General features: G+C 76.0%; 8 protein-coding genes. 1 reads left to right on the top strand and 7 read right to left on the bottom strand.

Translation table 11 applies throughout. From position 1 onward, the window contains the following. Positions 1-18: 18 nt before the first annotated feature. From ACFYWG_RS23265 to ACFYWG_RS23240, 6 genes are all read right to left on the bottom strand, one after another. Positions 19-840 (bottom strand): SDR family NAD(P)-dependent oxidoreductase, encoded by an 822-nt coding sequence (locus ACFYWG_RS23265; RefSeq protein ID WP_389203259.1) that lies wholly within the window; start codon positions 838-840, stop codon positions 19-21. A gap of 136 nt (positions 841-976) precedes the next feature. Beyond that, positions 977-3703, bottom strand: coding sequence for an SWIM zinc finger family protein (locus tag ACFYWG_RS23260; RefSeq protein WP_389203257.1), 2727 nt, complete (start codon positions 3701-3703; stop codon positions 977-979). A gap of 46 nt (positions 3704-3749) precedes the next feature. Then, positions 3750-6581: an SNF2-related protein gene (locus tag ACFYWG_RS23255; protein ID WP_389203255.1), complete on the bottom strand. Its 2832-nt coding sequence runs from the start codon at positions 6579-6581 to the stop codon at positions 3750-3752. 105 nt (positions 6582-6686) lie between these two features. After that, the gene (locus ACFYWG_RS23250) at positions 6687-7268 is read right to left on the bottom strand and encodes a sugar kinase (protein WP_383498786.1); all 582 of its coding nucleotides are present in this window, start codon (positions 7266-7268) and stop codon (positions 6687-6689) included. After that, a complete protein-coding gene (locus ACFYWG_RS23245) occupies positions 7265-8413 on the bottom strand; it encodes an ROK family glucokinase (RefSeq protein WP_376323929.1) in 1149 nt (382 codons plus the stop codon). The genes ACFYWG_RS23250 and ACFYWG_RS23245 overlap by 4 nt, the downstream gene beginning before the upstream one ends. Positions 8414-8559: 146 nt before the next feature. Then, positions 8560-9297, bottom strand: a complete 738-nt coding sequence (locus tag ACFYWG_RS23240; RefSeq protein WP_376324955.1) for a GntR family transcriptional regulator — start codon at positions 9295-9297, stop codon at positions 8560-8562. A 128-nt stretch (positions 9298-9425) separates the two neighbouring features. Here ACFYWG_RS23240 and ACFYWG_RS23235 point away from each other — a divergent pair, with 128 nt between their 5' ends. Beyond that, positions 9426-10433: a Gfo/Idh/MocA family oxidoreductase gene (locus ACFYWG_RS23235; RefSeq protein ID WP_376323927.1), complete on the top strand. Its 1008-nt coding sequence runs from the start codon at positions 9426-9428 to the stop codon at positions 10431-10433. A gap of 61 nt (positions 10434-10494) precedes the next feature. Here ACFYWG_RS23235 and ACFYWG_RS23230 read toward each other — a convergent pair whose 3' ends face one another. Continuing rightward, entirely contained in the window at positions 10495-11172 is a 678-nt protein-coding gene (locus tag ACFYWG_RS23230; protein ID WP_389203252.1) for a response regulator, read from the bottom strand. Positions 11173-11268 lie beyond the last annotated feature (96 nt).

The following is an 11268-nucleotide window of genomic DNA, read 5'->3' as shown; positions in this document are numbered from 1 at the left end:
GGTGTCCGCGACGAGCGGTCAGCTGCCGGTGCCGGTGCGCGGGGTGAGGGCGTAGTCGAAGGCCAGGGTTCCCGGGTCGAGGGCCGTCGCCCCGCCGTCGACGGTGAGGACGGCGCCGTTGACGTAGGACGCCGCCGGGGAGAGCAACCAGTCGATCGCCCGCGCCACTTCGCGGGGCTCACCGGGGCGGCCGAGCGGCAGGGGCCTGGTCACCTCACGGTAGGCCGCCTCGACCCCGTCCTCCCCCAGGTCCGCCTCCTCGGCGAAACGCGCCATGCGCCGGTCGGCCATCTCGGTCCGCACCCAGCTCGGGCACACGATGTTGGCCCGTACGCCGTCACGGCCGTGGTCGACGGCGACGGAACGGCACAGCTGGAGCAGGGCCGCCTTGGACACCGCGTACGGGGCGTTGCCCGGCCCGTTGAGGAGGGCCGACACCGAGGCGACCGCGACGACGGCCCCGCGGGAGTCCAGCAGGTGCGGGATCGCCGCGCGCAGCAGCAGCAGCGGGCCGGTGACGTTGGTGCGCATCACCGCGTCCCAGTCCGCCATCGACAGCTGCCCGACCGTGCCGCCGCGTCCGATGCCGGCGTTGAGCACCAGTCCGTCGACGCGGCCGTACGCGTCGAGCGCGACGCGGACGAGACCGTCGGCGGCCTCGGGATCGCCCACGTCGGACGGGTACGCGAGGGCACCCGTCTCCTCGGCGAGCCGCCGCAGCGGTTCGGCCCGACGACCGGAGGCCACGACCTCGTGGCCCTCCTCGCGCAGCAGCCGGGCGGTGGCCGCGCCGATGCCGGAACCCGCACCGGTCACGATCACAACTCGCTTGTCCGTCACCCTCGTTCAGCCCCTTCTCGGCGGTTCGTGGAGGTGGTCCGATCGTAGACGGGGCGTCAGCTGGGGCGGCTCTTTTTCGGTCTGGGGCTTGCCGAGTGCGGGCGTCGGTCCGGCCGGTGTGCGCGCCGGGTCGTCGTCAGGCGTCGCCCGGGGCGCCCAGGCCGGTCAGGGCCCCGACCGGGTCCAGGTCGGGGGTGCCTCTGGGCCACCAGTCCTCGCGGCCCGGCTCGGACTCGTACGCGTACCACAGGCCGTCCCGGCCCAGGCGGAGCTGGAGGTGGCCGCGAGGATGGGTCAGGTGGTTGCGCCAGGGGCGGAAGGCGGGCAGGTCCGCGGCGAGGAGCAGCGGCCGGGCCCGGTCGAACCGGCCGGCCGGCGGGTCCCACGGCTCCTCCAGCACGGCCAGTCCTTCCGGCCCGCCCTGCCGCCAGGCGGCGACCGCGCGGGCCAGGTCGGCGACGGAGCGGCCGGCCGCCGAGGCCAGGGACGCGTACAGCGCACGGCTGCCCGCGGTGAGTCCCGATCCGGGCCGGGCCGCGGCCAGGCGGACCGCGTCCTGCCAGAACGTCAGGTCCCCGACCGGGTCGCGGCCGGTGGTGAGCAGGGCGTGCGCCCGGGCGGCGGCGTCCGTGGCGAGCTGGTCCAGCGCGAAGGGGTCGGGCCCGCCCGGGGAGGCCGGATACGCCGGCGGCTGCTCCGGGTGCGGGGGCACGGGCAGCGGCGGGGGCAGCGGCGGGCGGGCGCCGGCCGTGAGGACCTCGCCGGCCCGCACGCCCGGTGCCGGCGCCGGCTCCTTGTCCTGGGCGGCGCGCGCGGCCCGGGTGGCGCTCAGCCGGGACAGCGCGTCCAGCAGCTCGCGCTCGCCCCGTCCGCGCAGCAGGAGCAGGACGAAGGGATCCGCGTCGAGCAGCCGGGCCGTCTGGTAGCAGAGGGCGGCGGCGTGCTTGCAGGGGTGGCCGCGGTCGGGGCAGCTGCACTGCGGCTCCAGGTCGCCCGGGCCGGGCAGCAGGGGGACGCCGCAGTCGGCCAAGGACCGGGGCATCTCCTTGTCGAGGAGCGCCGCGATGTGGCCGGCGCGGTCGGCGGCGGCGTCCAGGAAGCGGTCCCAGTCGGCGTCGCCGAGCGTGCGCAGCCGGACCTGGACGCGGTACGGGCGCGGACGGCTGCCCTGCACGTACGCCAGCACCAGACCGGGCGTCACCGTGATGGCGTCGACGTTCCCCTGCTCGGCGTATGCGCGGCCGCGCTCCAGCCGCTTGCTGTCCAGCGCGCCCTGCTCCAGCGCGGAGACCCAGGCGTTGCCCCACCAGCTCTCGGCGAACGACTCGCCCTGCCGGGGCGGGAAGGGCGGGAAGGTGCGGCGCAGGTCGCTGTCGCGGTTCGGGGCGGCCATGGAACGGCGCGAGCCGGCCCCGGCCGCCCCGGAGGACATCGGTGTCGGGGACGCCGCGGAGGCTGCGCGCGCGGTCGGCGGCGGCTCGGGGGTGGTGCGCCCGGCGGCACGGTTTCCCGGGCCGTGGGCGCGGGATGTCCGCCGTGCGGCGGGGGTGCTCCAGGTGACCGGGCTGTCCGGACTGTCCGGGCCGTCCGGGCCGTCCGGGCTTTCCGGGCTTTCCGGGCTTTCCGGGCGGGACAGCCCCTCCGCGCTGTCCGGGTCCCGGGGCCGGGCGTAAGCCGGTGCCGTAGGCGGCGCGAGCGGGGCCTGGTCGTCGTCCGGGTGCGGGAGGGGGTCGGTCTCCGGGACAGCCGAGACATCGCTCGCCCCGGGTGCGGTGTCGACCGGGTGCGGAGCAGGGTCGGTTCCCCCGAGCGCCGAGACATCGCCCGCCCAGGGTGCGGTGTCCGCGGCGGCGTCCTGCACGGCCGGTCCCACCGACTCGCTCGGATCGTCCGGTTCGCTCGTCTCACCCTGTTCGCCCGGCGTGTCCGGCAGACCCGGGCCCACACCCCGCGGACCCTGGTCCGGCAGGTCCCGGTGCCGCCGGTCCGGCCGTGCGGATCGGTCTTCCCCGTCGGGTCGGTCCGCCTGGTCGAGCTGCTCCGGCAGCTCCCGGCCCGCTCGGTCCGGCTGGTCGGGGTGCGGTCGGTGCGCCGGCTCCGAGTCCGCTCGGTGCGGCGAGTCGGGCCGCTCCGGCAGGTCCGGGTCCGGCATCCGGAACGCGTCGGACAGGAGCTCCCGCATGTCGCGCGTGGGCGCGCCCGTGGTGTCCGTCCCGGCCCGGCGCACGGCCGCCACCCTGGCGTCGACGGCGCGCTGCCGGGCCCGGCGCCTGCGGCGGGCACCCTCGCGCTCGGTCTCCTGCCGTGCCCGGCGCGCGTCGTCCCGGGCGGCGCGCAGCGCCTCGCGCGCCACGTCGGCCGCCCGCGGCTCGGACCGGCGGCCCGGGGCCTCCTCGCCCCGGACGGACCGCGCCCGCTCGTCGTCCCGATGCTGCGGCCGCTCGTCGGCGGCGCCCTCCCGGGCGTCGTCGTCCTGGGCGTCGTCGTCCTGGGCGTCGTCGTCCTGGGCCGGCTCGTCGGCCGCGCCGGCCAGCGGATCGTCGTCGTCCCGCGAACCGCCGTCGGGGACGCTCCCCCGGAGGTCGTCGTGCTGCTCCGGCGCCTCCGAGGCACCGGGCACCCCGTCCTGCGGGGGCTGCCCGGTCGCCGACGCCGCCTTGCGCAGGGCCTCCCGGGCGATGTCCCCCGGCCTGGGGGCCTCGCCGCCGGTGTGGGCGTCCCCGGGCAGCGGCGGATCCTGCCGCGTCGGTGTGGGCGCGGGTGCGGTCGGGTCCGGGGGCCCGGCCGACGCCCGTTCGCGGGCGGTGCGCTCGCGGGCCTCCCGCAGGGCCCTGCGCGCCTCGTCCGCCGGCCGGGGCGTCACCGCGTGCTCCCCGGGACGCGGAGGCGGGCGGGCGCGGGGCGGGGCGTCATGACGGCCTCCGCAGGGACACCAGGTCGGACAGCTCGCGGTCGGTCAGTTCCGTCAGGGCCGACTCGCCCGAGCCGAGGATCGCGTCGGCCAGGGCGCGCTTGGCGTGGAGCATCTCGGCGATGCGGTCCTCGACCGTGCCCTCGGTGATGAGGCGGTGGACCTGGACGGGCTGGGTCTGGCCGATGCGGTAGGCCCGGTCGGTGGCCTGCTCCTCGACGGCCGGGTTCCACCAGCGGTCGAAGTGGACGACGTGGCCGGCCCGCGTGAGGTTGAGGCCCGTGCCCGCGGCCTTGAGGGACAGCACCAGGACCGGCACGGAACCGCTCTGGAAGCGGTCCACCATGCGTTCGCGCTCCGGGACCGGCGTGCCGCCGTGCAGGAGGTCGACGGGGACCGCGCGGCCGGCCAGGTGCGCGGTGATCAGCCGGGCCATCCCGACGTACTGGGTGAAGACGAGCGCGGAGCCGTCCTCGGCGAGGAGCGTGTCCAGCAGCTCGTCGAGCAGGGCGAGCTTCCCGGATCGGGCGGCGAGCCGGTCGCCGACGGGGGTGTGCTCCTCCTTGAGGAACAGCGCGGGGTGGTCGCAGATCTGCTTCAGCGAGGTGAGCAGCTTGAGCACCATGCCCCGGCGGGCCATGCCCTCGGCCGTCTCGATGGCGAGCATCGACTCGCGCACCACCGCCTCGTAGAGCGCCGCCTGCTCGCGGGTGAGCGGCACCGGGTGGTCGGTCTCGGTCTTGGGCGGCAGTTCGGGCACGATGCCCGGGTCGGACTTCTTGCGGCGCAGCAGGAAGGGCCGGACCAGCCGGGCGAGGCGCCGGACGGCCTCCTCGTCCTCGCCGGTCTCGACGGCCCGGGCGTGCCGGGCGCGGAAGGACTTGAGCGGGCCGAGCAGGCCGGGCGTCGTCCAGTCGAGCAGGGCCCACAGCTCCGACAGGTTGTTCTCGACGGGGGTGCCGGTGAGGGCCACGCGCGCGGGGGACGGGAGGGTGCGCAGCGCCTTGGCGGTGGCCGAGTAGGGGTTCTTGACGTGCTGGGCCTCGTCGGCGACGACCATGCCCCAGCTCCGCTCGGCCAGGGCGGGGGCCGCCGAGCGCATCGTGCCGTACGTGGTGAGGACGAAACCGCCGTCGAGGCCCTCCAGGGTGCGGTCGGGCCCGTGGAAGCGGCGTACGGGCACGCCCGGGGCGAAGCGGTTGATCTCCCGCTGCCAGTTGCCGAGCAGCGAGGCCGGGCAGACCACCAGGGTCGGCTCGGGGCGGGCCCGCTTCAGGTGCAGCGCGATGAGGGTGACGGTCTTACCGAGGCCCATGTCGTCGGCGAGGCAGCCGCCGAGTCCGAGGGAGGTCATCAGGTCGAGCCAGGCCAGGCCGCGCAGCTGGTAGTCGCGCAGGGTGGCGTGCAGGCCGGGGGGCGGTGGTGCGGGGTGGATCCCCGCGGTGAGGCGGTCGCGCAGGGCGGCGAGGGCACCGGCCGGCACGGCCTCGACCGTCTCGCCGTCCACCTCGGCGGTGCCGGTGAGGGCGACGGACAGCGCGTCGACGGGGTCGAGCAGGCCGAGGTCCCGTTTGCGGGCCTTGCGCACGAGCGCCGGGTCGACGAGCACCCACTGGTCGCGCAGGCGCACGACGGGGCGGTGGGCCTCGGCGAGGGCATCCATCTCGGCGTCGGTGAGCGGGTCGCCGCCGAGTGCGAGCTGCCAGCGGAAGGCGAGCAGGTCCTCGCTCTCGAAGAAGCCGGTGCCGTCGGTCGCCGAGCCGGGAGCGGGGCGCACCACGGCCGCCGCCGACAGGTCCTGCGCGAGGTCCCTGGGCCAGTGCACGGCGACCCCGGCGGCGGCGAGCCGGGTGGCCGCGACGCCGAGCAGGTCGCTCAGTTCGTCCTCGCTCAGGGCCAGCACGTCGGGGACGTCCTGGTCGGAGAGCCGGTCCAGCGGGGGCCAGATCCGCGCCGCCCGGCGGACGGCCAGGGCGGCGTCCACCCGGGCGCGGGGGCCGAAGGCGTCGCCGGCCTCGCCCGCCCACAGGGCCGCGGCGTCGGTCACGAGGGTGGGGTCGGCGAGGCTGTGCACCTGGACGATCGCCGCCCCGGCGCTGCGGCCGCCGCCGTCCGCGGTGCCGTCGAAGAGGTCGTACGCCGAGAGGTCGAGGCGGAGCGAGATCCGCACCCCGGCGTCCATGCCCGCGGCGACCTCGGCGGCCCAGTCGTGGGCGGCGGGCAGATGCTGGGCCTCGCGGGCGGCGAAGGGCCTGCCGGAGGTGTGCGGCGCCGCCGGGGTGCGGGGCAGGGTGTCGGCGACGGCGTCCAGGAAGGCGCGGACCAGGGCCTCGGGCTCGGGCAGGTGGAGGGGACCGGGGCCGGGCAGCGGGACGGCGTGCCCCTCGGGGGGCAGGGCGGCGGCAACGGCGCGCAGGTGGGCGATGTCGTCCGGGTCGAGGGGGCCGGCCCGCCAGGCGTCGTGCCCGCCGGCGGTGAGCCCGGGCAGGAGCCGGCCGCGGGCGGTGAGCCGCAGGGCGTGCAGGGCGGCGGCGCCCCAGCAGGCGGTGGCGGGGTGGGCCGCCGGGTCGTGCCGGGCGCGCACGAGCAGCGGCAGGGCGGCCTCCACCGGCAGGGACAGCGCCGGGGCGGTCCGCCGCCGCACCCCTGTGCCGTGCCGGCGGACGACGGTCAGCTCGGTGTCGGCGCCGGGCAGGGGGTCGCCGTCCGGGTCCCAGAAGGCGACGCGTCCCTCGCGCGGAAGCGGCCCGGGCACGAAGACGGCGGGGAGCCGGACCGGAACCGTCTGGTCCGCCGCCCGCTCCGCCTGCGGCACGGCCGTGTCGCCCATACGCCCTGTCACCTCCCGCCCCTTGCCGGATCACTCGTCTCCGACTCTACGGGCGGGGTCCGACAAACGGCTCCCGCGGCCGGGGCCCGGCGGACGCGGCCCGGGTCAGGGAACCGTGCGGGAGACGACGTACACCCAGGGATACGCCGGGTTCGACAGGTCCACGACGACGTCGTGGGTGGGGGCCGGGTTCTTCTGGCGGTGGACGAAGCCGTACCAGCCGTCGCCGCCGGAGAAGCGCCAGCCGGTGATCTTGCGGTCGCGGGCGCCGATGGCGATGTCGCCCTGCTTCAGGTCCTTGCGGGTCAGGCCCAGGCCGGTGAGGTAGGCGTCGAGTCCGGCCGAGTTGGTCTCGAACTGGGCGTACAGCCGGCTGGTCTTCCAGTTGTTGGTCTCGTAGTAGGCCACGTGCCAGGCGGGGTGCGGGATGGGCACCTGGTAGATGCGGCGCTGGAGCTTGGAGGGCCAGGCGGCGGTCAGGCCGGTCGCCGAGTACTTCTCCTCCTTGTCCCTGCCGCTGTCCCGGCTCTGGTTCGCGGAGATCACCAGGTAGCCGGCCGGGATGCCGATGAGCAGCACGATGATCAGCAGGGTGAGCGCCCTGCGGCGGATCATGTGGCGGCGGTCCTCGGCCGGGCGCTCCTTGCCGTCCGGCCAGGAGCCCTGGTGCGGCAGGGAGGCGGTCACAGGGTCTCCTGGCTGCTGCGGAGCGACTGCGTGTACCGCTCGTAGCGTTCGTGGCGCTCCACGCGGCGGCGCTTGGCGCGCCGGAACCTGCGGGCGACCAGCCGGGCCAGGTCGGCGGCTCCGACCATGCCGGCCTCGGGGCCGAGCTGGGCCCGGACGATGCGCGCCTCGGGGCGGTAGCCGCGGCCGGTGAGCTGCCGTTTGAAGGCGTCGCGGGCCGGGCCGATCAGCAGGTCGTCGGCGGCCGAGACGCCGCCGCCGATCACGAAGCAGGACGGGTCGAGGGCGGCGGCGAGGTTGGCGATGCCGACGCCGAGCCACTGGCCGATGTCCTGCAGCAGCTCGATGCACATGGCGTCGCCGTCGCGGGCCAGCTCGGTGATCATCGGGCCCGTGATGTCGCCGATGCTGCCCTTGACGTGCTCGATGATCCCGTAGGCGACCGGGGAGTCGGCGGCGGCCAGCTCGCGGGCCTCGCGGACCAGGGCGTTGCCGGAGCTGTACTGCTCCCAGCAGCCGCGGTTGCCGCAGGGGCAGCGGTGGCCGCCGGGCACGACCTGCATGTGGCCGAACTCGCCGGCCACGCCGTACTTGCCGCGCTTGACCTGGCCGTCCTCCAGGATCGCGCCGCCGATCCCGGTGCCCAGGGTGATCATCACGAGGTGGTCCTCGCCGCGGCCGGCGCCGAAGCGCCACTCGGCCCAGGCGGCGGTGTTGGCGTCGTTGTCGACGAGCACCGGGACGGACAGCCGGCTGGCGAGGCGGTCGCGCAGCGGTTCGTTGCGCCAGGACAGGTGCGGCGCGAAGAGCACGCGGTTGCGGTCGGCGTCGACCCAGCCGGCCGCGCCGATGCCCACGGCGTGCACGTCGTGCCGGTCGGAGAGGTCGAGGACCAGCTCGGCGATGGTGTCCTCGACGACCTTGGGGCTCTTGGACTTGTCCGGGGTCTCCGTGCGGAGCTTCTCCAGGATGTTGCCGTCGGCGTCCACGACGCCCGCCATCACCTTGGTGCCGCCGATGTCGATGCCGACCGTCGGCACGCGGGGTGCCGTCAGGTGCGAGCGGCGCTCCCGGGTGCCGACGGTGCGCAGCACGGTGGCACGGCGGGAGCCGATGGGGGCGGTGAGGTCGCGGTAGGTGCTCATCGCCGCCGATTCTGCCTCACGCGGAGGCGGGGTGCGGAGCGCAGGGGCGGCGCTGATCGGTGCCGGGCCCGGGTCGGCGGGTGCTTCCCGCGCGGTTCCCCGTACCCCTCGCGAGCAGGAGCGTCACGTCCGCGGCGGCAGGGTCGTCACGTCCGTACGAGCAGCTGGAACTCGAACGAGTAGCGCGTCGGGCGGTAGGTGTGTGTGCCGAATTCCACGGCGCGGCCGGTGTCGTCGAAGGTGACGCGCTGCATGGTGAGCAGCGGGGCGCCCGGCTCCTCGGACAGCCGCTCGGCCTCCTCGCGGGTCGCCGCCCGGGCGCCGATGGACTGGCGGGCGCTGTGCAGGGTGATGCCGGCGGCGCGCATCAGGCGGTACAGGCCGGTGGACTGGAGCTGGCCGGTGTCGAGGTCGATGAGTCCGGGGGGCAGGAAGTTGCAGAGGTGGGCCATGGGCTCGCCGTGGGCGAGGCGCAGGCGTTCCACGCGGTGCACCTCGCTGTCCTCGGTGACGCCGAGGGCGGCGGCGACCTCGGCGGAGGCGGGGACGACGGTGTTGACGAGCACCTCGGTGGCCGGTCGCTGGCCGGCCGCCTCCAGGTCGTCGTAGAGGCTGCTGAGCTCCAGGGGGCGTTTGACCTGGCTGTGCACGACCTGGGTGCCGACACCGCGGCGGCGGACGAGCAGGCCCTTGTCGACGAGCGACTGGATGGCCTGGCGGACGGTCGGCCGGGACAGGCCGAGCCGGGCGGCGAGCTCGATCTCGTTGCCCAGGAGGCTGCCGGGGGTCAGCGTGCCGTGTTCGATCGCGGCCTCCAGCTGCTGGGACAGCTGGAAGTACAGGGGCACGGGTGAGCTGCGGTCCACGCTCAGCTCGAGCTGCACGGTCGGGTCCACTTCTGGTTTCGGCACGGGCCGAGCGTAGCTCCGCGCGTTCTTGACGGGAAGTCGTGAAGTCAGATTGTCCGGACATACGGATTGACAGGGGCGCCCGGGGGCCGCACTTTGTTCCCATGCGCATCGGCGTCATCGGTACGGGCCGGATCGGGACGATCCACGCGAGGACCCTCGGCAGACATCGCGACGTGGGCTCCCTGATCCTCACGGACGCGGATCCCGCCCGGGCCCAGGAACTGGCGCACCGGCTGGGCGAGACGGCGGCCCCGGGCGTGGAGGAGATCTTCCGCTGGGGGGTCGACGCCGTGGTGATCACGACGGCCACGTCGGCCCACGCCGAACTGATCGGTCGCGCAGCACGCTCCGGCCTGCCGGTGTTCTGCGAGAAGCCCATAGCGCTGGACCTGCCGGGGTCCCTGAGCGCCATCGCCGAGGTGGAGGCGGCAGGGACGGTGCTGCAGATGGGTTTCCAGCGGCGGTTCGACGCCGGCTACACGGGGGCGCGCGAGGCCGTGCGCTCGGGCAGGCTCGGGCGGCTGCACACCGTGCGGGCGCTGACCAGCGACCAGGAGCCGCCGGCCGCGGCGTGGCTGCCGCTGTCCGGCGGGCTGTACCGGGACACGCTGATCCACGACTTCGACGTCCTGCGCTGGGTGACCGGCCGGGAGGTCGTGGACGTGTACGCGGCCGGGTCGGACGCCGGGCCGGCGATGTTCCGCGAGGCCGGTGACGTCGACACCGGCGCCGCCCTGCTCACGCTGGACGACGGCACGCTGGCCACGGTCACCGCGACCCGGCTGAACGGGGCCGGGTACGACGTGCGCATGGAACTCGCCGGTGAGCGGGACCAGATCGTGGTGGGGCTGGACGACCGCACGCCGATCGCGTCGACCGAGCCGACCGGGCCCCCGGCCGCGGACAAGCCGTGGGCGGGCTTCCTGGAGCGGTTCGGCCCGGCCTACGAGGCGGAGCTGAACGCGTTCGTCGACGTGGTGCGGGGCGAGCGGGCCAACCCCTGCGACGGGCGTGAGGCGTTGCAGGCGCTGCGGATCGCCGAGGCGTGCGAGCTGTCCCGCCGCGAGCGCCGGCCGGTCCGCCTGGCGGAGATCGCCGGCGGGGCGTGAGCGCCGGGGGCCCCGGCCGGGCCGCGGCGGGGCGGTGCGCTGCCGGTGCCGCGGCGGGCGGTCAGCGCTCCCCGGGGTCCTCCTCCAGCAGCCCCGCGTCGTACGCGAGCAGGGCGATCTGGACGCGGTTGTTGAGGCCGAGCTTGGCGAGGACGCGCGAGACGTGGGTCTTGACGGTGGCGACGCTCAGGTAGAGGCCGGCGGCGATCTCGGCGTTGGCCAGGCCCCGGCCGACCGCGACGGCGACCTCGCGCTCGCGCTCGTTGAGGACGGCCATGCGCGCGCGGGCCCGGCTGCGCCGGGTGTCGGCCGCGCTGCCCACGGCGTGCCGCACGAGCTGACGGGTGACGGTGGGCGACAGGACCGGGTCGCCGGCCGCGACCCGGCGCACGGCCGCGAGGATCTCGGACGGCGGGGTGTCCTTGAGAACGAATCCGGCGGCGCCGGCGCGCAGGGCCCGCAGCACCTGCTCGTCGGCGTGGAACGTGGTGAGGACCACCACCTGCGGGGCGTCCGGCCGCGCCCGCAGCCGCTCCGTGGCCGTCAGGCCGTCGACCGCCGGCATCCGGATGTCCATGAGGACGACGTCCGGGCGGGTGCGGTCCACGAGGGTCTTCACCTCGGCGCCGTCGGCCGCCTCGCCGACGATCTCGACGTCGTCGGCACCGCCCAGCATGAAGGACAGCCCGGCCCGCACCAGCGGGTCGTCGTCGACGAGGAGCAGTCGGATCGCAGTCATGCGCACACCGTAATGACGGCCGGGCAGGACGAGGGGGCCGGGTGGGCACGGCACAACCCCGGCACCGGCCGTGGCCGTGCCGGCCCCCCTGCCGCG

The organism is Streptomyces sp. NPDC003456 (assembly GCF_042878735.1).
Classification (GTDB): Bacteria; Actinomycetota; Actinomycetes; order Streptomycetales; family Streptomycetaceae; genus Streptomyces.
The sequence above is the reverse complement of the archived record's forward strand: the minus strand, read 5'-3'. Positions and strand labels throughout refer to the sequence as shown.

Coding starts and splice junctions, on each gene's coding strand:
- ACFYWG_RS23255 (WP_389203255.1), bottom strand. CDS start 6,581: ATGGGCGACACGGCCGTGCCGCAGGCGGAGCGGGCGGCGGACCAGACG.
- ACFYWG_RS23245 (WP_376323929.1), bottom strand. CDS start 8,413: ATGAGCACCTACCGCGACCTCACCGCCCCCATCGGCTCCCGCCGTGCC.
- ACFYWG_RS23235 (WP_376323927.1), top strand. CDS start 9,426: ATGCGCATCGGCGTCATCGGTACGGGCCGGATCGGGACGATCCACGCG.
- ACFYWG_RS23230 (WP_389203252.1), bottom strand. CDS start 11,172: ATGACTGCGATCCGACTGCTCCTCGTCGACGACGACCCGCTGGTGCGG.